The sequence below is a fragment of the Streptomyces sp. NPDC001816 genome (genome assembly GCF_042892235.1).
Taxonomy (GTDB): Bacteria; Actinomycetota; Actinomycetes; order Streptomycetales; family Streptomycetaceae; genus Streptomyces.
The window spans coordinates 247,791-268,903 of sequence record NZ_JBIATY010000003.1; the positions used below are offsets into that span (position 1 = coordinate 247,791).

Here is a 21,113-nt window from a genome sequence, read left to right on the forward strand (position 1 = left end):
GTCACACGCCCAGCGCGAGAAGCCGCGCCTCCACCCGCTCCGGCGCGTACAGATGCTCCACGACCATCGCCCCGGCCCCCAGCAGCCCGGCCCGCTCGCCCAGCCGGGACGTCACGACGTCCAGGTGGGCCGTGGAGCGGGGCAGGGCCCGCTGGTAGAGCAGCTCTCGGACACCGGTGAGGAAGGGGGTTCCGGCCAGATCCCCGGCGATCATCAGGACGCCCGGATTGAGCAGGGTCACGACCGTCGCCAGCACGTCCCCGACCTGGCGGCCGGCCTCCCGGGCCAGCGCGGCCGCCTCCGGGTGCCCGGAGGCCAGCAGGTCCCGTACGTCCGAGCCGGACGCGGCCGGCACCCCGGACTCGGCCAGCCGCCGGGCCACGGCGCCGCCGCTGGCGACGGCGGCGAGACAGCCGTACGAACCGCACCGGCACAGCGCCTCGGCGCCCACCCGGATGTGTCCGATGTCGCCCGCCCCGCCGTCGACGCCCCGGAAGATCGAGCCGTCGACCACGACTCCGGCGCCGATACCCGTGGAGACCTTGACCAGCACGAACGCCGAGCAGTCGGGGTATCCGGTGCGCTGTTCGCCGTAGGCCATGAGGTTGGCGTCGTTGTCCACCAGGACCGGCACCGCGGGGGCGCCGGTGTGCTCGGTGAAGGCGCGGGAGAGGCGGCCCCGTATGTCGTAGCCGTCCCAGCCCGGCATGATCGGCGGCTGCACCACCCGGCCGGTCTCGCTGTCCACCGGCCCCGGCACCGCGAGCCCTATGCCGCACACCTCCTCCGCCCGGTGCCCCGCCTTGATCAGCAACTCGCCGAACCAGCGGCCGAGTTCACCCAGGACGACCTCGGGTCCGTCCTCGACGACCAGGGTGCCGGAGTGTTCGGCGAGGATCTCGCCGGTCAGGGTGAGGACGGCCGCCCGGGCGTGCCGGGTGTCGAGGTCGGCGCCGAGCACGACCGCGTGCGCGTCGTCGAACTCCAGGGTGATGGAGGGGCGCCCGCCGAGCGGTGAGTCGACCGGGCCGCCGGCGCCCTCGCGCAGCCAGCCGGCCCGGAACAGCCGGTCGAGGCGCTGGCCGACGGTGGCGCGGGAGAGTCCGGTGGCCTGCTGGAGCGCGCCGCGGGTCACGGCCCGTCCGCTGCGCACCAGTTCGAGCAGATCGCCGGCGCTGGCCTGACTGCCACTCTTGCCTGCCCTGCCGGGCCGTCCGGTCATGCGCACCCCCTTGTGTTTCTCAAGTTTGCCTTACATATTGAGTTTTGCGTGTTAAATAGACGTAACCCTGCGGTAGCACCAACCAAACCAGGTCGGCCGGACGTCTTCGGGGAGCCCCGAGTGGATCGCACTGCCCAGCTCACTGCCCGTGTCACGGAGCGCGAGATCGCATACGATCCGCCGGCCGCGTACACGTCCCTGCACGTCAGGGCGGCCGGGGTGCTGGAGGCGAGTTGGACGGGCAGCTCGACCGTGCCCTCCCGGAGCCTGTATCCGCACCAGTGGTCGTGGGACTCGGCGTTCATCGCGATCGGCCTCAGGCACCTCTCGCCGCTGCGGGCGCAGACGGAGCTGGAGACGCTGCTGGCGGCCCAGTGGGGCGACGGGCGCGTCCCGCACATCGTCTTCAACCCCTCTGTACCGCTCGACGCGTACTTCCCGAGCCCCGACTTCTGGCGCTCCTCGACCGCGGGGCGTGCTGCGGGCGCCCCGCGCACCGTACAGACCTCCGGCATCGTGCAGCCACCGGTGCACGCGCTGGCGGCCTGGCTGGTGCACTGCGCCGACCCCGGCCTGTCGCGGGCGCGCGGCTTCCTCGCGGGGGTGTATCCGCGACTGGCCGCCTGGCACCGGTATCTGCTGCACCGGCGGGACCTGGGCGGGGGCGGTCTGGTGTCCGTCGTGCACCCCTGGGAACAGGGCATGGACAACAGCCCCTGCTGGGACGCCCCGCTCGCCCGCGTCACCCCGGCCCCGGCCCGCTCCTTCCGGCGCGCCGACCTCGACCACGGCGCCGCCGAGGACCGGCCGACGGATCTGGACTACGGGCGGTACGTGCGGCTGGCCGCGGACTACCGGGACGCCGGGTATGCCGACGGGGCGGACAGGGGGGCGGCCCGCAGGGCCTCGGTCGAGGGCGGCGGTGGGCGACGGGCGGACGAGTTCGCCGTGGAGGACCCCGCGTTCAACGCCCTCCTCATCGCCTCCGAGCACGCGCTGGCCCGGATCGCCGGGGAACTGGGCGCGCCCGGCACCGCCCGCCACGCGCGCGCCGAACGGCTGACGGCGGCCCTGGTCGACCGGCTGTGGGACCCGGGAAGCGGGATGTTCCTGTGCCGGGACCTGCGCGGCGGCGGGCTGGTTCCCGAGCGCAGCGTCTCCGGCCTCGTCCCGCTCCTCCTCCCCGGCCTTCCGCGCGACCTGGTCGCGACCCTCGTCCGCACCCTCGGCGGCCCGCACTTCGGGCTCGGCAGTGACACCAGGCTGGTGCCGAGCTACGACCTCCTCGGCGAGGCCTTCGACCCGCACCGGTACTGGCGCGGCCCGGCGTGGTTCAACACGAGCTGGCTGCTGGAGCGCGGGCTGCGCACACACGGCGACCGGGAGCGGGCCGACGCGCTGCGGGAGGCGGTGCTGAGCCTCGCCGGAGCCACCGACTTCGCCGAGTACGTCGACCCGTACACCGGCGAGGCATGCGGCGCGACCGGCTTCGGCTGGACCGCCGCACTCGCACTCGACCTGCTCCACCAACCCGTGGGAAACGGCGTGTCCCCCACGGGCCCCGGCACGTTCGACAGAAGTGACAAGGGAGGGGACCGGGCATGACGGACCGGCATCATCTGCTCGTGCACGGGGCGACGTTCGCCGCCGTGGGCGACCGGGGCGACATCAGCGGAGTGCGGGGCGGCGGCGCCCCGGACGGGTTATTCGTACGGGACGCCCGGCACCTCAGCCGCTGGCAGCTCACCGTCGACGGCGCGGTGCCCGAGGTGCTCACACCGGTCACGGACGGCGACACGACCCGGTGTGTGCTGGTGCCGCGCGGCGGCCGGCAGGAGCCGCCCGCACACACCCTCTTCCGTGAACAGGCCGTCGGCGACAGCTCGTTCGTCGAGTCCCTGCGGGTGACCAGCAACCGCCCCACGCCCACCACCGTCCGGCTCGCCATCACCGCCGACGCCGACTTCACCGACCAGTTCGAGCTGCGCTCCGACCACCGCACCTACGTCAAGGCCGGCGCCGTACGCTCCCGCCACGTCCTCGACGACGGCATCGAGTTCGCCTACCGGCGAGCGGAGTGGCGCTCTTGTACGAGCATCACGGCCGACCCGGCGCCCGACGCCGTCGAGGAGACCGGCACCGGCGCCCGCCGCCTGGTGTGGACCCTGGACCTGGAACCCCACGGCACGACCGAGCTGATACTGCGCGTCATGGCCCGCCCGCACGGCGACAAGCGGGCCCTGCGCGTGCCGCGCTCCCCCGCCTCCGTGAACGAGCAGGTCCTCGCGCTGGAGGAGAGGTTCGTGGAGGGCGTGGCCTTCCCGACCGGCTGGCCGGAGCTGGCGGCGGCCTGTGCCCGCGGCCTGTCCGACCTGGCCGCACTGCAGGTCCCGGCGACCGGACCGGACGGCGAGGAGCTGCGCGTCCCGGCGGCGGGCGCCCCCTGGTTCCTCACCCTGCTCGGCCGGGACGCCCTGCTCACCGCCCTGTTCACCCTGCAGTACCGCCCTCAGCTGGCCGCGGCCGTGCTGCCCGCGCTGGCCGCCACCCAGGCGACCGGGACCGGCGTGTCCAGGGTCGCCCAGCCCGGCAAGATCGTGCACGAGGTGCGGCACGGCGAGCTGGCGCACTTCGGGCAGGTGCCGTTCGGGCGGTACTACGGCTCGGTGGACGCCACCCCGCTGTTCCTGATCCTGCTCGGGGCGTACGTCGAACAGACCGGGGACGCCGTCCTGGCCCGCCGCCTCGAACCGCACGCCCGCGCGGCGATCGGCTGGATGCTGGACCACGGCGGGCTGACCTCGCGCGGCTATCTCGTCTACCGCGCCGACGAGGGCGGCCTCGCCAACCAGAACTGGAAGGACTCCCCCGGCGCGATCTGCTGGTCCGACGGCACCCGGCCCACCGGCGCGGTGATGGCGGCGGGCGCCCAGGGCTACGCGTACGACGCACTGCGCCGCACGGCGTGGGTGGCGCGCACGGTGTGGGGCGACGAGACGTACGCCGCCCTGCTGGAACAGGCGGCGGCCGACCTCCGGGACCGCTTCCAGCGGGACTTCTGGATGGAGGATCGGTCCTTCCCTGCACTCGCGCTGGACGGGGAGGGCCACCAGGTCGACGCGCTGGCGTCGGACGCGGGGCATCTGCTGTGGTCGGGGCTGCTGGACAAGGAGTACGGCGAGGTCGTCGGCCGGCGGCTGCTGGAACCGGACTTCTTCTCCGGCTGGGGAGTGCGCACCCTCGCCTCCGGCCAGCCGGCGTACCACCCGCTCTCCTACCACCGGGGCTCGGTCTGGCCGCACGACAACGCGCTGATCACGCTGGGCCTGGCCCGCTACGGCCTGCACGACGAGGCCCGTACGGTGGCGCACGCCCTGGTCGACGCGGCGACGGCCGCCGGACACCGGCTGCCCGAGGTGCTGGCGGGCTACGGCCGCGACACCCATCCCGAGCCGGTCCCCTACCCGCACGCGTGCATCCGCGAATCCCGCTCGGCGGCGGCACCGCTCGCGCTGCTCACGGCGGTCGGAGGGGCCTAGGCCATGTCGCGGCAGGAGGAGGGCCTTTGACCGGGCGTTTGCCCGGTGTTTGCCGAGGGCCGTGAACAGCGGACTCGGGCGGGCCGTACCGGATGTCGGCGGGCCAGGCGGGCCGGGGTTTCTCCGGCCCTGCCCAGCCTCCCCAGCGTGGCCCGCCGACTCCGTCAAGGGTCTCGCACGGAAGGACCTCCGGGTTGCCTCAGCACACGAGCACGCGCCAGTCATCGGGTACGGCAGGGGGAGCCGAGGCTGTCCTCGACAAACGGGACGACGAACGGGACGAGGAGCGAACGCCGGCGGCGAAAGCCGTCGGCACCACGGAGGCCGCGGAGGCCCCGGAGGACAGCTCCGAAGGGGCCGCACCGGTGGTCGAGGTCGCGGATTCCATAGCCGAGGGGGCACCCGAGGAAGCCTCCGGGGAAATCGCCGAGGAACCCACAGCGGAAACCCTCGTGGAAGCGCCCGCGGAACCCACCCCGGAGCCCCTCGCAGAAGCGCCCGAAGAGCCCGTCGAAGCAGCCACCCCCAGCCCCACTCGCCGCAGTTGGCCAGCCTGGTCCGCGCGGACGCGGCGCTGGCGGGAGGCGCACCCCACCGCCGCCCAGGTCCTCTCCGTGAGCGTCAACGTGCTGGCCACGCTCCTCGTCGTCGCCGCGCTCGTGATGCCCAACAGCGTCGTCCGGCTCGGGCCCGAGAAGTTCCTGCGCATACCCGGCGAGGCCGTCATCGGCGCCGCGCTGATGCTCGCTCTGCCCCGCCGGCCCCGGATCGTGCTGGCCGCCGTGTCCGGGGTCGCGCTCGGCGCGATGACCGTGCTGAACCTGCTCGACATGGGGTTCAACCAGTACCTCGGCCGCAGCTTCAACCTCGTCCTCGACTGGAGCCTGCTCGGCGACGCGCAGTCGTACCTGGAGGACTCGCTGGGCCGTACGGCCACCCTCGCCGCCACCGCCGGTCTGATCGCCGTGATCCTGCTGCTGTTCGTGCTGCTGGCGCTGTCCACGGTCCGGCTGAGCAACCTCCTCGCCCGGCACACCGGTACCGCGACCCGCGGCACGCTGATCGCGGGCGTCGTCTGGATCACCTGCTCCTCGCTCGGCCTGCAGATCTCCGGTGTGCCGATCGCCTCGGACCGCACCGCCACCGCCGTGAAGATCCAGGCCCGCCGGGTGGCGGACACCCTGCGGGACGAGGCGGAGTTCCGGAAGGTGGCCAAGGTGGACGCCTTCGGCAACACCCCGCCCTCCCAGCTCGTGCCCGACCTGCGCGGCAAGGACATGATCTTCACGTTCATCGAGAGCTACGGCCGCAGCGCCGTCGAGGACCCGATCATGGCGCCCGGCGTCGACAGCACCCTGGACGCGCGCACCAAGGCCCTCGCCAAGGCCGGCTACCACGCCAAGAGCGGCTGGCTGACCTCGGCGACCTACGGCGGCAGCAGCTGGCTCGGCCACTCCACCACGCTGTCCGGACTGTGGATCAACAACCAGCAGCGCTACCGGACCGTCATGGCGAGCGACCACCTCAGCCTCACCAAGGCCTTCAAGAAGACCGGCGCGTGGAACACGGTCGGTGTGATGCCGGGCGTGCAGAAGGCCTGGCCGGAGCAGAGCTTCTACGGCCTCGACAAGGTCTACAACGCCTTCGAACTCGGCTACAAGGGACCGAAGTTCAGCTGGTCGACCATGCCGGACCAGTATGCGCTGGAGCAGTTCCAGCAGCGGGTGCACGGCCAGAAGCACGACAAGCCGATGATGTCGGAGGTCATCCTGACCTCCAGCCACCAGCCGTGGGCGCCGATCCCGAAGATGGTCGGCTGGGACCAGCTGGGCGACGGCTCGGTCTTCAAGGGCATCCAGGCGGCGGGCAACAAGCCGGCGGACGTCATCGCCGACACCACCAAGTCCCGCGAGGAGTACGGCAAGTCGATCCAGTACTCGGTGACCGCGCTGACCGAGTGGCTGGAGCGCTACGGCACCGACGACACCGTGCTCGTCTTCCTCGGCGACCACCAGCCGATCGCCCGGGTCAGCGGCAACCACGCCAGCCGTGACGTGCCGATCTCGATCGTCGCCAAGGACCCGAAGGTCCTGGACAAGATCGCCGGCTGGGGCTGGACGGACGGCCTGCGCCCCGCGCACAGCGCCCCGGTCTGGAAGATGAGCGCGTTCCGCGACCGCTTCCTGACGGCGTACGGATCCACCCCGCACCCGAAGCGGGGTTGATCAGCCTCCCGAAGTATCCAGCTCGGCGTCCTCGCTGACGCCCGCGCAGTCGTACGGGTCCTTCAGCCAGCCGTCCGGCAGCACCACTCGGTTGTTGCCGGACGTGCGGCCGCGGGGGCCGTCCGCGCCGGTCGGCCAGGGCTGGTCGAGGTCCAGCTCGTCCAGGCCGGCCCGCAGCTCCTCCAGCGAGGACGTGATCGCGAGGCGCTTACGCATCTCCGAGCCGACCGCGAAGCCCTTCAGGTACCAGGCCACGTGCTTGCGGAAGTCGACGACGCCCTTCGGCTCGTCGCCGATCCACTCGCCGAGGAGGGTGGCGTGCCGGACCATGATGTCGGCCACCTCGCGGAGGGTGGGCCGCTCGATGTCCTCCGTACGGCCTTCGAACGCGGCCACCAGGTCGGAGAAGAGCCAGGGCCGGCCCAGGCAGCCGCGCCCCACGACCACCCCGTCGCAGCCCGTCTCCCGCACCATCCGCAGCGCGTCCTCGGCCGTCCAGATGTCGCCGTTGCCGAGCACCGGGATCTCCGGGACGTGCTCCTTCAGGCGGGCGATGGCGTCCCAGTCGGCGGTGCCGCCGTAGTGCTGGGCGGCCGTGCGACCGTGCAGGGCGATCGCCGTGACCCCCTCCTCTACGGCGATGCGGCCGGCGTCGAGGTAGGTGATGTGGTCGTCGTCGATGCCCTTGCGCATCTTCATGGTGACGGGGAGGTCCCCGGCGCCGGTGACGGCCTCGCGGAGGATGGCCCGCAGCAGGTTCCGCTTGTACGGCAGAGCCGAGCCGCCGCCCTTGCGCGTCACCTTCGGGACCGGGCAGCCGAAGTTCAGGTCGATGTGGTCGGCGAGGTCCTCCTCCGCGATCATGCGGACGGCCTTGCCGACGGTCGCCGGGTCGACGCCGTACAGCTGGATCGAGCGCGGCTTCTCAGTCGCGTCGAAGTGGATCAGCTGCATGGTCTTCTCGTTACGCTCGACCAGCGCCCGGGTCGTGATCATCTCGCTCACGAACAGGCCCTTGCCGCCGCTGGCTCCATCCTTTGATTCGCCTCCGGCGAAGTGCCTGCACAGGGTGCGGAAGGGCGCGTTGGTGATCCCCGCCATGGGTGCGAGCACAACGGGCGGTACGACGGCGTGCGGGCCGATCTGCAAGGGCGACTCGGGAGTGGGCATTGCCCCATTGTCGCGTATCGGCGAAGATCATGTAACGGTCATTAGTTAGCCGCACTATTGAAATCGGCGTACGATGGGCCGCATGCCGGAGCTGAGCCACCGCCGACGTCTGCTCATCCTCGCGATCTGCTGCATGAGCCTGCTGATCGTGAGCCTCGACAACACCGTCCTGAACGTGGCGCTGCCCTCGCTGCAGCGGGACCTGGACGCCCCCACCTCCGGCCTGCAGTGGACGATCGACGCCTACACGCTGGTGCTGGCCTCGCTGCTGATGCTCGCGGGCTCCACGGCCGACCGGATCGGCCGCCGGAAGGTGTTCATGGCGGGCCTGGTCCTCTTCTCGATCGGCTCCCTGCTGTGCTCGCTCGCGCCGAGCCTGGACCTGCTGGTCGCCTTCCGCATGGTTCAGGCGGTCGGCGGCTCGATGCTCAACCCCGTCGCCATGTCGATCATCACCAACACCTTCACCGACGCACGCGAACGCGCCCGCGCGATAGGCGTCTGGGGCGGCGTCGTCGGCATCTCCATGGCGGCCGGACCCCTCGCCGGCGGTCTGCTGGTGGAGTCGGTCGGCTGGCGCTCGATCTTCTGGGTCAACCTCCCGGTCGGCCTCGCGGCCCTGCTGCTCACCCTGCGCTTCGTCCCCGAGTCCCGCGCGCCCAAGGCCCGCCGCCCCGACCCGGTCGGCCAGGTGCTGGTGATCGCGCTGTTCGGCTCGCTGACGTACGCGATCATCGAGGCACCGGACTCCGGGCCCGGCACGGTCCTCCCCTTCGCCGCGGTGGCCTGTGCCGCGCTGCTGGCACTGCTCCGCTACGAACCCCGGCGCGCCGAACCCCTCATCGACCTGCGCTTCTTCCGCTCCGCTCCGTTCAGCGGGGCCACCGTGATCGCGATCAGCGCCTTCGCCGCGCTCGGCGGCTTCCTGTTCCTGTCCACGCTGTACCTGCAGAACGTGCGCGGCCTCGACGCGCTGCACGCGGGCCTGTGGATGCTGCCGATGGCCGGGCCGACGTTCCTGTGCGCGCCGCTGTCCGGCCGGCTGGTGGGCAGCCGGGGGCCGCGGGTGCCGTTGCTGGTGGCCGGCGCCGCGATGACCGCGAGCGGAGTGCTGTTCGCCGCGTTCGAGGCGGAGACCTCCGATGCCATGTTGGTCGCCGCGTATGTGCTGTTCGGCATCGGGTTCGGGTTCGTGAACGCACCGATCACGAACACGGCGGTGTCCGGTATGCCGCGGGCTCAGGCGGGGGTCGCGGCTGCGGTTGCCTCCACCAGCAGGCAGTTGGGGCAGACGCTGGGCGTGGCGACAGTGGGAGCGGTGCTCGCCGCGGGGGTCGGCTCGTCGTCGTACAAGGACATGTTCGTGTCGGCGGCCCGGCCCGGCTGGTGGATTCTGACGGCGTGCGGGGTGGCCGTGCTTGTCCTTGGGTGGGTGAGCAGCGGGCGCTGGGCCCGTAGGACTGCTGAGCGTACGGCCCAGATGCTGGAGTCGGCCGAGGTGCGGCAGGTTGTGGGGGCTGCAGAGCGCGCCTAGCTGCGGATGGTGCTCCCCTTTGCCATCTCGTACAGCTTCTCCAGGCGCTCTCGCGTCTCCTCGTTCTTCGGGGAGTAGGTCACCATCCTTGCCCCCACCTCCGGCCCCAGCCACAGATCCGTGTGCTCCAAGGTCAGGTGGCCCACATACGGGTTGAGGAACTCCTTCGTCTTGGTGCGGGTGCCCACCACCTCGTAGCGCTCCCAGTTCTCGCGGAACTCGGGAGACTCCGTCTCCAGGCGCCTGAGGAGCATCTTCCAGGCGGGCTCGCCCAGGTGGCCGGCCATGGAGGCGCGCAGGCGGGCGGCCATCAGTCGCTGGGTGTCCTCCAGGTGCACGATGGCCGCGCGCCAGTCGCTGTTGGTGTGCACGAGGAGCATGCAGTTGCGGTCCTCGGGCGGGATCGCGTCCAGGTCGCCCATGAGGCGGGCGTAGGTGCGGTTGTAGGCGAGGATGTCGTAGCGGCTGTTCTGGACGCAGGCCGGAATCGGCTCCAGAGCGCGGAGTACCTCGCGCAGGGCCGGGGTGACGCTGGGGCAGCTCGCGGCGGGGGTCGGGTCGGTGGTGCCAGCCAGCTGGAAGAGGTGGGCGCGCTCGCTGGCGTCCAGCATCAGGGTGCGGGCCAGGGCGTCCAGGACCTGCACGGAGACCTGGATGTCGCGGGCCTGCTCCAGCCAGGTGTACCAGGTGACGCCGACCGCGGAGAGCTGGGCGACCTCCTCCCGGCGCAGACCGGGGGTGCGGCGCCGGCTGCCTCGGGGCAGCCCGACCTGCTCGGGCGTGATGCGCTCACGCCTGCTGCGCAAAAAGGCGGCCAGCTCGTGCCGGCGGATCTCCGAACCCCGCGTCACCGGGACGGCGGTCTCCTGGGCCATCGTGGTCATACCTCCAGGGTGCCGCCGCGCGGAAACTGTTTCCAGGTGGTTCTTGTACCAGGACAAGAAGACTCTGGTACCAGTCTAGGGGCGCGCGCCAGGCTCGGAGGCATGACAGAGACCGTCACGACTCCCGCCGTCCGTACCCGGGCGGAATCCCCCGTGCTGAGCGGGCCGGGGCTGTTCACCGTTCTGCTGGCCGCGGCGCTGCCGCTGGTCGACTTCTTCATCGTCAATGTCGCCCTGCCCACCATCGGCGCCGATCTCGCCGCGGGCGAGTCCGTGCTCGAACTGGTCGTGGCCGGGTACGGGGTCGCCTACGCCGTGCTGCTCGTGCTCGGCGGGCGGCTCGGGGACCTGTTCGGGCGGCGACGGCTGTTCCTCGGCGGCATGGCCGCCTTCGGGCTGACCTCGCTGGCGTGCGGGCTGGCCCCGGGTGCCTGGACCCTGGTCGCGGCGCGGGTCGCGCAGGGCGCTTCGGCGGCCGCCATGCTGCCGCAAGTGCTCGCCACCATCCAGGCCGCCACGAGCGGCGGCCGACGGGCCAGGGCCATGAGTCTGTACGGCGCCACCGCCGGGCTGTCGATGGTGGCGGGGCAGATCCTCGGTGGCGTGCTGGTCGCCGCCGACATCGCCGGGAGCGGATGGCGGTCGATCTTCCTCGTCAACGTGCCGGTGGTGCTGCTGGGGCTGGTGCTGGCCGTGCGGTTCGTACCGGAGACCCGGTCACAGCGCCCGGAGCCCGTCGACGGCCCCGGCACCGTCCTGCTCGCGGTGTCCCTGCTGACGCTGCTGGCTCCGCTCACCGAGGGACGGGCGGCGGGCTGGCCACTGTGGACATGGCTGTCGCTGGCCACGTTCCCGCTCGCCGCGGCCGCGTTCTACGCGGTGGAACGGCGGGCGGACCGGCAGGGGCGGACCCCACTGGTGCCGCCGAGCCTGTTCGCGCATGCGTCGCTGCGGCGGGGGCTGGTGCTGATGCTGCCGTTCTCGATCGGGTTCAGCGGGTTCATGTTCGTCATCGCGCTGGCGCTGCAACAGGGGGCCGGGCTCGGGCCGGTGCAGGCCGGGCTCGCGCTCGCGCCGATGGCCGTGGTGTTCCTGTTCGTCTCGCTCGCCGGGCCGCGCCTCATCGCCCGGTTCGGCACCCGGGTGGTCACCGCCGGCTCCGTCGTACAGGGCATGGGCGTGCTGCTGATCGTCCTGGCCGCCTGGCGGGACTGGCCGCACCTCGACCTCGGCTCGCTACTGCCGGGCGTGGCCGTCGCCGGGGCCGGGCAGGCGCTCCAACTCCCCAACCTGATGCGGATCGTGATGTCCGAGATGCCGCCGGCCCGGGCGGGCGTCGGCAGTGGTGTGATGGTGACCACCCAGCAGTCCGCGCTCGCCCTGGGCGTGGCCACCCTCGGCACCCTCTTCCTCACCCTCGTACCGCACCAGGGCATGCGGGACGCGCTGGTCATCACCCTGCTGGTGCAACTGGCCGGGATCGTCCTGACCGGCCTGCTCAGCCTGCGGCTGCCCCGCACGGTCGGCTGAGCCGGGACACGGCTTGGCCAACTCGCCGTGAACCTCTCCCTGTCGATGTTGGTCCTGCTGCACACTCCTGCCGTCGAGGTGTGGTCGAGGTGTGCCGGACGCGGGGAGGCGTCATGCCGCAGGACAACAGCACGAGCAAGGTCAGCCGCTGGGACCAGCACGGCCGGGAGCACGTGGTCCGGGTGCAGCGCACGGGCGTGCAGCGCACGATCAGATGCGACACCTGCGGCTGGCGCAAGAGCGCCCAGTTCCTGCCCTGGCTGAAGGCGGAGGAACATCTGGCCGAGGCCCATCAGGCGACGGTGGACCCGGCGGGCAGCGGGCAGCCGTCCCGCTGACGGCCGGGCACGGGCGATGACTTCCGGCGGCGGCAGGAGTCGTACGTACGACTGCGACGACTGACCGGAGGACCGAGAGCCATGACCGCACTGCACGACACCCTGCGCCGGTACATGGACGACGGGACCGTGCCCGGCGCGGTGGCCCTGGTCGCCCGCGGGGACGAGGTCGAGGTGGTGACCGTCGGCCACGCCGACGTCGGCGGTTCGGCCCCGATGGCCCGGGACTCCCTCTTCCGGATCGCCTCGATCACCAAGCCGGTGACCGCGGCGGCGGTGCTGATGCTGGCTGACCCAGGTGGGCATGGCCGACCCGACACCGACACCGCTGATGCGGGACTTCTGGCGGGTCACGGCGTGACGTCGGCCCTCAGCCCCCGCACCAGCAGATCCACGACCGCCTCGAACTCCTCCTGGACGCCGGGCTGCTGCCACTCGCGTGCGTGGCAGGGGTCGTGGAAGCGGCCCGTGGCCTGGAAGACGGCGCGGGCCGTAGCGGCCGGGTCGGGGGCGGTGAAGGCACCCGATGCGGCACCCGCCTCGATGATCCGGGCCAGCTGTGCGGTCAGGTCGGCGATGTGCTCACCGACCGACAGGCCGACCTCGTCGGTCAGCGCCGTGTAGGTGGCGAACAGCTCCGGGTCGTCGCCCGCCTTGTGCCGCTTGGCCTCGAACAGGGCCGCGAGCCAGGCCCGCAGCCGGTCCTCGGGAGTGCCGTCCCCGGAGACGATGCCGGCGAGCTTCTGCGAAGTCCGGTCCAGCCACCGCTTGGTCACCGCCTCGCGCAGCGCCGCCTTGGTACGGAAGTGCCGGTAGACGCTGCCGTGGCTGACGCCGAGCGCGCGGGCCACGTCGACCACGGTGGCCTTGGCCGGGCCGTGCCGGCGCAGCACCTCCTCGGTCGCTGCGAGGATGCGCTCGGCGGTCAGGGTCTCGGTGGGCGGTGCCATGCCTAGACCGTACCGGGCGCCACCGTCAGCGCTCGCTGTCGAGGTGGGCCATGGCGGCGGCCGGGTAGCGGTCGCCGGCCGCGGCGTCCGCCGGTACGGCCTGCTCGATCGCCGTCAGGTCGGCCTCGTCCAGGGTCACGTCCAGCGCGCCCAGCGACTCGCTCAGCCGCTCGCGGGTGCGGGCGCCGATCAGTGGCACGATGTCCTCGCCGCGGGAGAGCACCCAGGCGATGGCGATCTGTGCGACCGTCACGCCCTTCTGCTCGGCGATCTTGCGGAGCGCGTCGACCAGGTTCAGGTTGTGCTGGAGGTTGTCGCCCTGGAAGCGGGGCGAGTAGGCACGGAAGTCGTTCGCCGCCAGCTGCCGGTCGCGGGGGAAGTGGCCGGAGATCAGGCCGCGGGAGAGGACTCCGTACGCGGTGACGGAGATGCCCAGCTCACGGGTGACCGGCAGGATCGACGCCTCGATCCCGCGGGAGATGAGGGAGTACTCGATCTGCAGGTCCACGATCGGCGCGGTGGCGGCGGCCCGCCGGACGGTCTCGGCGCCGACCTCGCTCAGGCCGACGTGTCGGACGTATCCCTGCTCGATCAGTTCGGCGATCGCGCCGACGGTCTCCTCGATCGGCACGTCCGGGTCGAGCCGGGCGATCCGGTAGACGTCGATGTGGTCGACGCCGAGGCGCTGCAGGGAGTAGGCGGCGAAGTTCTTCACCGCGGCGGGGCGGCCGTCGTAGCCGGTCCAGTCGCCGTCGGGGCCGCGCAGGGCGCCGAACTTCACGCTGACCAGAGCCTGCTCGCGCCGGGCGGCGGGCGCGGAGCGCAGGGCCTCGCCGATCAGCATCTCGTTGTGGCCCATGCCGTAGAAGTCGCCGGTGTCCAGCAGTGTCACGCCGGCCTCCAGGGCGGCGTGGATGGTCGCGACGGACTCCGCGCGGTCGGCGTCGCCGTACAGCGCGGACATGCCCATGCAGCCGAGGCCGAGGGCGGAGACCTGGGGGCCGGTGGTTCCGAGGGTTCGGGTTCGCATCGTCATGCCCTCCACCTTGCCATGACAGGTGACAGATTTCAATATCTGTCAGTCCATACTTGTCAGCCCTCGCCAGCCCTCCCCGGATCGCCGGTTGACCCCGGGTTGGTCCAGACCTATTGACGAGAGGTCTGGACCACATGCACTGTCATGGACAGCGCATCCCCACGCACGACGCACTGACATGCCTACGACACCTCACCGCACCCCCACCGGGAGGATCCGCATGCTCCGCCGCACACTCAGGCTGCTCACCGCAGCGCTCACCACGGCCGTCCTCGCCCCCCTCGCGATCGCCGCCGCCCCCACGGCCTCGGCCGCCGACACCTGCGCCGTGAAGTCCCGCCCGGCCGGAAAGGTGCTCCAGGGCTACTGGGAGAACTGGGACGGCTCGGCAGGCGGCGTCCACCCGCCCTTCGGTTGGACCCCCATCACCGACTCCCGCATCCCCGCACACGGCTACAACGTCGTCAACGCGGCCTTCCCGGTGATCCGTTCGGACGGTACGGCCCTGTGGGAGGACGGCATGGACAGCGGCGTGAAGGTGGCCACGCCCGCCGAGATGTGCGCGGCCAAGGCGTCCGGCCAGACCATCCTGCTGTCGATCGGCGGCGCGGCGGCCGGCATCGACCTCTCCTCCAGCGCGGTCGCCGACCGGTTCGTGGCGACCATCGTCCCGATCCTGAAGAAGTACAACTTCGACGGCATCGACATCGACATCGAGACCGGCCTGGTCGGCAGCGGGAACATCGCCCAGCCGTCCACGTCCCAGGCCAACCTGATCCGCATCATCGACGGCGTTCTCGCCCGGATGCCGTCCAACTTCGGCCTGACGATGGCCCCGGAGACCGCCTATGTCACCGGCGGCAGCATCACCTACGGCTCGATCTGGGGCGCGTACCTGCCGGTCATCAAGAAATACGCGGACAACGGCCGGCTGTGGTGGCTGAACATGCAGTACTACAACGGCAGCATGTACGGCTGCTCGGGCGACTCCTACTCGGCGGGCACCGTCGCGGGCTTCACCGCCCAGACCGACTGCCTCGACAAGGGCCTGGTGGTGCAGGGCACGACCGTCAAGGTGCCGTACGACAAGCAGGTGCCGGGGCTGCCCGCGCAGTCGGGCGCGGGCGGCGGCTACATGTCACCGTCCCTGGTCTCCCAGGCCTGGAAGCACTACGGCAGTTCGCTCAAGGGCCTGATGACCTGGTCGGTCAACTGGGACGGCTCGAAGAACTGGACCTTCGGCGACAACGTGAAGGCGCTTCAGGGCCGCTGACAACCGTGCTGCGCCATCAGCTCCAGCCAGCCCTCTTTCAGCGGGCGGTGAGGGCGAGTTTGGCGCCGAGTGCGAGGAAGGACCCGGCGAAGCTCCGTCGCAGCCAGGCCATGACCCTGGGCCGGGACGTGACGACGGTCTTCGTCACCGACCCGAAGACCCAAGAGACACTCGTACTCACAGCTGGCACCGAAGTCGAAGTCGTCGTACTCCGACGGCGCCGGGAACAACTGCGTCGAGATAGCTGACCTGAGGGGCAGGGCGCATGTCGGCGTCGCTGTCCGCGACAGCAAGTACCCGGAGGGGTCGGCACTTCTCCTCGCTCCGGGCTCGTTCTCGTCGTTCGTTCAGGGAATCCGGAACGGGCAATACGAACGGTAGACGACGCGTTCGGCTCAGCTCCAACCGAAGGAAGTGGCCCCTGGCTGGCCCATGACTGAGCCAGGGGCCCCAACGCCGTGCGTGCCACCCTGAGATGAGCCACACGAGCGGATGAGTACACCTACTCATGCCGCCCTCGGGGCGCGCGCAGCACGATGCTGCGCATGACACAGGAACACAGCCGCCGTGGATGGCGCCGGAAGATCGTCGCCGCCTCGGCGATGGGGCTGGCCGTGGCCGGGACGGTGGGCTTCGTACGGCTCTGGAACGGGGAGCCGTATCCCGTCGCGGACCCGGCCACCACAGCCACGCGGTTGGACGGTTACACACAGGCCGTGTATGACGCCCTCGACCTACCGAACGCGGAGCTGGACACAGACCGGCCCGGACGCGGCATGGAAGCCGACGGCTACGGCTGCTCCTACAGCGGGCTGAGCCACCTGTCCGAGCAGCTGAGCGATTCCCCGCCGATTCCTCCGGGTGTGGTCAACGTCAGCGACGAATGGGCGCTGAAAGGCGTCTCACGCGCTCAGGCGGTCTCCGCGCTGCAGCGGGCGCGCAAGCAACTGACACGGCGGGGCTGGGAAGTCACCGGCTACGAGAACTCCCGAATCCGGCTCTGGCTGGCCTTGAAGCCCTCGGACAGCGACGACGGCGTCTGGATCGAGGCATACCCCGCCAACCGCCTCGAGGTCGCCGCGCGCACCGCCGACTGCGCCCGATACCCGTCAGGCACGCCTCTGAACAGTCTGGACGAGCCGGCAATGCCGCCCCAGGTGGCGCCGGTGCAGCTGCGTAGGTGACGTCCAAGACCATGCATGCGCGCAGTGGACACCCCTCGCCAACCGCGGTGGCTGTCTGTCGCTACGGCCCCATTCCGCTGACTCTCGCGATCCCGTCGATCTCCCGCCTGTCCTGCTCCCGCTGGCTCGGACTGGGTTGCTGCGGGAGATCGATGTCCGTGATCAGGTTCATGCCGAGTGGCCCGAGACAGCTGAGCAGTCGGCGCAGCGAATCGGTGAACTCGGGGGCGAGAAGTTCCTGGTCGTGCTCGGAGAAGAGGACGTCAATGCCGTCGGAGTGGGTGACGATCGCGTCGTTCGTCGCCTTGAGGATGCGCAGGAGCAGTGCGTACGAGTCGGGGTCGAGGCGCGACTGGAGCTCGGACAGGCAGAGCGCGAACTGCCTCGTACTCTCGGCAAGAGTGCGTTCGTCCATGGAGACATGGTCGCCGAGCCATCAGCCGGGGGTGAGGTGTTCGTCGTTTTTGGGATAAGCCGACATCTGGGACCGGCCGCACCAGCGGAAAACTCTTCAGCACATCCAGTAGTACGAACGCCCGTAGCGCCCCTACTGGACGGTCACTTCCCTGCCCCTGCTGCCGGCCTTGCTTCCCCGGCAAGCACTCCCTGACGGTACGACCCCTCGTGCCGCTGATCGCGGACGAGCGGCAGGCCGAACAGGTCGTACCCCTCGTAGTGCTTTCTGTGATGACACATGAGCGGGGCCCGCAGACCGCCCTCACCTCCTTTGACGGGAGGGGCTCATGAAGCCCATGTGATGTTGCAGGCAGCTCAAAGGGGCGGTTCGTGAGGGTCCGCGGGTTTATCGTCGCGGCGCTCCGGCAGCGTGACCTCTGTGACGCATATGTCGGCTGAAACTGGTGTTTCGGCACAGCAGCTGGATGATTAACGTTCGGTTCATGTCAATCCGCAGCGCCAGATTACGCACGTTCGCCATGATCGCCGCTCTCGGTGCCATCCTTGGCGGTTCCACTGTCGCCCATGCCACCGAGTCGCCTGCACCCCGCTCCGGCGACTTATCTGCTCACACCTACTATTGGGATCGGTTCGACAAGAAGTGGTACCTCAATGGGGCGTATCCGTGTGAGCTGGACACCTCGCACGACTATCGGAATCCAAGCTGGCCCATCGACCTGATCAACACCACCCAGTGCCACCGACGCGTGTGGCTGTACGCCAATCTCGACAAGTCGGGTGAGAAGAAGTGCATCCCGCCGGGCTCCGCGCGGAAGATCACGGACCACGATCTCAAGATGGCAATGATCCTTCGCATCGGTGCGAAGGGAGGGTGCCCGTAGACGTCACAATCGATGGACGATCCCGAGTTGTCCGAGTGGTCGGTTCGGGACCGCTTCCAATGGGCGGACGGTGAATGTCACGACCCGGAAGGTAATCGGATCGACGAACAAAGCCGCCCACTCGCCTGACCTACCGCGCTGTTGGAACGTTCCTTGAACTATGGCGAAGTAGACCCGATCTGGCCTGGACCAAGTCTGAGGACCGTGAAGCCATTGGGTTGCCGCTTCATGTGTTGTGACAACCATCCGGACGTTGCGTGGTTCCTGCTCCCCCCATTCGACAGCCCACTCCAACACCGCTTCCCCGACCCGGTCCAATAACTGTGCGTCCATGCGGTTGACGGTACAGGGCGTTGGGCATTGCCGGAGGTGGTCCGTATTGGCCGTGTCTTCATGTGGCTTGGGGCAGGAACGGTGGTCAGCCGGCGGGTGGAAGAGCAGCTCCAATTCCTCCAGCAACTCGTCGAAGAGGGCTGGCGCCTTGGGCTCTTCGCCCCGGAGGAGGTCGGCCAGCATGGCCAGGGAGAGACCAGGGGCGCGCAGACGACCCTACAGGACGAGGGCTTGGAAGGGGCCAGACTGCGGCTCCTGACCAGTTCGCGATACCAGGCCAGTGCGTCGCGGAACTTCCTGCAGGCTGACTCCTCCGTCAGCTACTCCAAGGGAAAGTTCGGATAGCCGGTGGTTCGTATGGACGTTAGGGCCTGGTGGTGCAGGGCACGACCGTCAGGGTGCCGTACGACAAGCAGGTCCCGGGGCTGCCCGCGCAGTCGGGGGCGGGCGGCGGCTACATGTCACCGTCCCTGGTCTCCCAGGCCTGGAAGCACTACGGCAGTTCGCTCAAGGGCCTGATGACCTGGTCGGTCAACTGGGACGGCTCGAAGAACTGGACCTTCGGCGACAACGTGAAGGCGCTTCAGGGCCGTTGACGACCCTGCTGCGCCATCAGCTCCGGGCAGCCGTCTTTCAGCGGGCGGTGAGGGCGAGTTTGGCGCCGAGTGCGAGGAAGGACCCGGCGAAGCTCCGTCGCAGCCAGGCCATGGCCCTGGGCCGGGACGTGACGTGACGGCGCACGGAGGCGGCCAGCACCCCGTACAGGGCGAAGACGACGAAGGTCAGCAGCATGAAGACGCCGCTCAGGCCCAGCATGCGCGGGAGCGCGTGCGGCTCGTCGGGGCTGACGAACTGGGGCAGGAAGGCGAAGAAGAAGATCGTCAGCTTGGGGTTGAGCAGATTGATCAGCACGCCCCGGACGATCACCTGCGCCGCCGACCGGGGCCCGCTGTCCCGTTCGACGACGATCGCCTCCTTGTCCCGCAGCGTCGCCCACGCCATGTACAGCAGATAGGCCACACCGGCGTACTTGAGGATCTGGAAGGCGGCCGCGCTCGTGTTCAGCAGCGCAGCGAGCCCGGTGACGGTGGCGAGGACGTGTGGCACGATCCCGAGCGCACAGGCGAACGCGGCGACCACGCTCGCCCGGCGGCCATGGGACAGGGCGGCGGCGAGGGTGTAGACGACGCCGGTACCGGGGGTGGCGACGACCACCAGGGTGGTCAGCAGAAAGGCAAGGCTCATGAGGCCACCCTGGTGACCCGGGTGATCCCCGGACAGGGCCAATCCCGGGCCTTCATGGAGGACCAATTCGAAGGACCGGCTCCGTTGGACACGGTTCGGCGGGGCTCGGAGAATGGGAGTGCCGGCGCGCAGTCTCTCAGGCGGCGCCTGCCGTCGGCCGTGCGGTGCTCATGCGCCGCCGGGGAGGCCCGCGATGAGCATCCGTATCGCCACCTTCAACATGGAGAACCTCTTCCGCCGGCCCACGGCCTTCCGCCTCTCGAACCCGGCCGAACGCGAGGACGTCCTCGGCGACTTCGCCAAGTTGGTCACTCTCCTCGACCTGCCGGTCTATCAGGACGCCGACAAGGGGGAGATCGCCCGGCTCATCACGAAGTACCGGGCGTTCGGCATCGACCCGCAGAACCCGCCGCTGATCTTCATCAACCAGTCTCGCCCGGGCAAGGGCTCGGGGTTGTTCAAGACGTCCGGGTCGGGGAAGAACGCCACGGTCGAGGTCACCGCCAAGGGGCGTGCCGCATGGGCCGGTTGGGCCGAGCTGGGGCAGGACGACCTGGACCTGGACGCGGTGCGCAACACCGGCCGGGTGGTGTCGGAGGTCGACGCCGACATCCTGCTCACCGTGGAGGTCGAGGACCGGCTCGCCCTGGAGCGTTTCAACACGCAGGTGCTGGAGGGGGCGCTTGGCAGGCGGCCGTACCCCTACAACCTGCTGATCGACGGCAACGACCCCCGTGGCATCGACGTCGGGATCCTCAGCCGGCATCCGATCACGTCCGTCCGGACCCACGTCTTCGACACGAACCCGGAACGTCCCGACCAGCGCCTCTTCAGCCGTGACTGCCCCGAGTTCGAGATCCAGCTCGACGGCACGCCGCTCGTGATCCTCGGCAATCACCTCAAGAGCAAGTCCCATGACGACCCGGAGCTGCGGTTGGCGCAGGCGAGGCGGGTCGTGGAGATCTATCGCGCAGCGCTGGAGCGTACCCCGCACGTCGTGGTCGCCGGGGACCTCAATGACGCCCCGAACAGTGCACCGGCCGTGGAGCTGGGGGAGACCGATCTGCGGGACGTGATGACGCACCACGTCTATCGTGGGCTGCCCGGCACCCACGGGGACTGCAAGAGCGAGCGCGACAAGCTCGACTACCTGCTGCTCCCGCCGCCGCTGTGGCCCGAGGTGCAGCACGTCGGGCTGGAGACCCGCGGCCTGTTCGCGGAGGGCATCAAGTCCTTCGACACCGTCACGTCGAAGGGCAACGCGGCCTCCGACCACGCGGCGCTGTTCGTGGACCTGGACCTGTGAAACACAGGGGTGCCGGGCCCCTGTGGACAGGGGTCCGGCACCGGGA

Annotated in this window: 18 protein-coding genes and 3 pseudogenes; 13 read left to right on the plus strand and 8 right to left on the minus strand. The window is 70.3% G+C overall.

Going from position 1 to position 21,113, the window contains the following annotated elements; all coding sequences use genetic code 11:
- Position 1: 1 nt before the first annotated feature.
- Positions 2-1,222, minus strand: coding sequence for an ROK family protein (locus tag ACFYZZ_RS12160; protein ID WP_389174299.1), 1,221 nt, complete (start codon positions 1,220-1,222; stop codon positions 2-4).
- A 120-nt stretch (positions 1,223-1,342) separates the two neighbouring features.
- Between ACFYZZ_RS12160 and ACFYZZ_RS12165 the strand changes: the two genes are divergently transcribed.
- From ACFYZZ_RS12165 to ACFYZZ_RS12175, 3 genes are all read left to right on the plus strand, one after another.
- Positions 1,343-2,827 carry a hypothetical protein gene (locus ACFYZZ_RS12165; RefSeq protein WP_389174302.1) on the plus strand — a complete coding sequence of 495 codons (1,485 nt, stop codon included), beginning with the start codon at positions 1,343-1,345 and terminating at the stop codon, positions 2,825-2,827.
- Positions 2,824-4,761 (plus strand): glycogen debranching N-terminal domain-containing protein, encoded by a 1,938-nt coding sequence (locus tag ACFYZZ_RS12170; RefSeq protein ID WP_389174306.1) that lies wholly within the window; start codon positions 2,824-2,826, stop codon positions 4,759-4,761. The genes ACFYZZ_RS12165 and ACFYZZ_RS12170 overlap by 4 nt, the downstream gene beginning before the upstream one ends.
- 194 nt (positions 4,762-4,955) lie before the next feature.
- Entirely contained in the window at positions 4,956-6,986 is a 2,031-nt protein-coding gene (locus ACFYZZ_RS12175) for a sulfatase-like hydrolase/transferase (protein ID WP_389174309.1), read from the plus strand.
- Here the strand turns inward: ACFYZZ_RS12175 and dusB are convergent, their stop codons facing one another.
- Positions 6,987-8,156: a tRNA dihydrouridine synthase DusB gene (gene dusB, locus ACFYZZ_RS12180; RefSeq protein WP_389174312.1), complete on the minus strand. Its 1,170-nt coding sequence runs from the start codon at positions 8,154-8,156 to the stop codon at positions 6,987-6,989.
- An 82-nt stretch (positions 8,157-8,238) separates the two neighbouring features.
- Between dusB and ACFYZZ_RS12185 the strand changes: the two genes are divergently transcribed.
- A complete protein-coding gene (locus tag ACFYZZ_RS12185) occupies positions 8,239-9,690 on the plus strand; it encodes an MFS transporter (RefSeq protein WP_389174314.1) in 1,452 nt (483 codons plus the stop codon).
- On the opposite strand, the gene ACFYZZ_RS12190 is transcribed toward ACFYZZ_RS12185, so the two are convergent.
- Positions 9,687-10,574: a helix-turn-helix transcriptional regulator gene (locus ACFYZZ_RS12190; protein ID WP_389174317.1), complete on the minus strand. Its 888-nt coding sequence runs from the start codon at positions 10,572-10,574 to the stop codon at positions 9,687-9,689. The two genes, ACFYZZ_RS12185 and ACFYZZ_RS12190, sit on opposite strands and share 4 nt — an antisense overlap.
- A gap of 102 nt (positions 10,575-10,676) precedes the next feature.
- On the opposite strand from ACFYZZ_RS12190, the gene ACFYZZ_RS12195 reads away from it, so the two are divergent.
- The 3 genes and pseudogenes from ACFYZZ_RS12195 to ACFYZZ_RS12205 all read left to right on the plus strand — a co-directional run.
- Positions 10,677-12,104, plus strand: coding sequence for an MFS transporter (locus ACFYZZ_RS12195; protein ID WP_389174320.1), 1,428 nt, complete (start codon positions 10,677-10,679; stop codon positions 12,102-12,104).
- A 113-nt stretch (positions 12,105-12,217) separates the two neighbouring features.
- Positions 12,218-12,442, plus strand: a complete 225-nt coding sequence (locus tag ACFYZZ_RS12200) for a hypothetical protein (RefSeq protein WP_386571974.1) — start codon at positions 12,218-12,220, stop codon at positions 12,440-12,442.
- Positions 12,443-12,523: 81 nt separating this feature from the next.
- A pseudogene (locus ACFYZZ_RS12205) lies at positions 12,524-12,742 on the plus strand (serine hydrolase); the annotation flags it as partial.
- 50 nt (positions 12,743-12,792) lie between these two features.
- On the opposite strand, the gene ACFYZZ_RS12210 reads toward ACFYZZ_RS12205, so the two are convergent.
- Together ACFYZZ_RS12210 and ACFYZZ_RS12215 are read right to left on the minus strand one after the other, a co-directional pair.
- Positions 12,793-13,392 carry a TetR family transcriptional regulator gene (locus ACFYZZ_RS12210; RefSeq protein WP_389174324.1) on the minus strand — a complete coding sequence of 200 codons (600 nt, stop codon included), beginning with the start codon at positions 13,390-13,392 and terminating at the stop codon, positions 12,793-12,795.
- A 25-nt stretch (positions 13,393-13,417) separates the two neighbouring features.
- The gene (locus ACFYZZ_RS12215) at positions 13,418-14,428 is read right to left on the minus strand and encodes an aldo/keto reductase (protein WP_389174327.1); all 1,011 of its coding nucleotides are present in this window, start codon (positions 14,426-14,428) and stop codon (positions 13,418-13,420) included.
- 220 nt (positions 14,429-14,648) lie between these two features.
- Here ACFYZZ_RS12215 and ACFYZZ_RS12220 point away from each other — a divergent pair, with 220 nt between their 5' ends.
- Complete coding sequence (locus ACFYZZ_RS12220) at positions 14,649-15,701, plus strand: chitinase (RefSeq protein WP_389174330.1); 1,053 nt, start codon at positions 14,649-14,651, stop codon at positions 15,699-15,701.
- 37 nt (positions 15,702-15,738) lie between these two features.
- On the opposite strand, the pseudogene ACFYZZ_RS12225 reads toward ACFYZZ_RS12220, so the two are convergent.
- Positions 15,739-15,834: pseudogene (locus tag ACFYZZ_RS12225) on the minus strand (LysE family translocator); the annotation flags it as partial.
- 50 nt (positions 15,835-15,884) lie between these two features.
- Between ACFYZZ_RS12225 and ACFYZZ_RS12230 the strand changes: the two are divergent.
- Positions 15,885-16,082 (plus strand): DUF397 domain-containing protein, encoded by a 198-nt coding sequence (locus ACFYZZ_RS12230; RefSeq protein WP_389175722.1) that lies wholly within the window; start codon positions 15,885-15,887, stop codon positions 16,080-16,082.
- Positions 16,083-16,246: 164 nt separating this feature from the next.
- Complete coding sequence (locus ACFYZZ_RS12235; RefSeq protein WP_389174333.1) at positions 16,247-16,885, plus strand: hypothetical protein; 639 nt, start codon at positions 16,247-16,249, stop codon at positions 16,883-16,885.
- A 61-nt stretch (positions 16,886-16,946) separates the two neighbouring features.
- On the opposite strand, the gene ACFYZZ_RS12240 is transcribed toward ACFYZZ_RS12235, so the two are convergent.
- Complete coding sequence (locus tag ACFYZZ_RS12240) at positions 16,947-17,300, minus strand: hypothetical protein (RefSeq protein ID WP_389174336.1); 354 nt, start codon at positions 17,298-17,300, stop codon at positions 16,947-16,949.
- A 484-nt stretch (positions 17,301-17,784) separates the two neighbouring features.
- On the opposite strand from ACFYZZ_RS12240, the gene ACFYZZ_RS12245 reads away from it, so the two are divergent.
- The gene (locus ACFYZZ_RS12245; RefSeq protein ID WP_389174339.1) at positions 17,785-18,183 is read left to right on the plus strand and encodes a hypothetical protein; all 399 of its coding nucleotides are present in this window, start codon (positions 17,785-17,787) and stop codon (positions 18,181-18,183) included.
- Between the two features lie 701 nt (positions 18,184-18,884).
- A pseudogene (locus tag ACFYZZ_RS12250) lies at positions 18,885-19,112 on the plus strand (chitinase); the annotation flags it as partial.
- Between the two features lie 37 nt (positions 19,113-19,149).
- Here the strand turns inward: ACFYZZ_RS12250 and ACFYZZ_RS12255 are convergent.
- Positions 19,150-19,761, minus strand: coding sequence for a LysE family translocator (locus tag ACFYZZ_RS12255; RefSeq protein ID WP_389174342.1), 612 nt, complete (start codon positions 19,759-19,761; stop codon positions 19,150-19,152).
- A 193-nt stretch (positions 19,762-19,954) separates the two neighbouring features.
- Between ACFYZZ_RS12255 and ACFYZZ_RS12260 the strand changes: the two genes are divergently transcribed.
- Positions 19,955-21,067: an endonuclease/exonuclease/phosphatase family protein gene (locus tag ACFYZZ_RS12260; protein WP_389174345.1), complete on the plus strand. Its 1,113-nt coding sequence runs from the start codon at positions 19,955-19,957 to the stop codon at positions 21,065-21,067.
- The last annotated feature ends 46 nt before the right edge of the window (positions 21,068-21,113 follow it).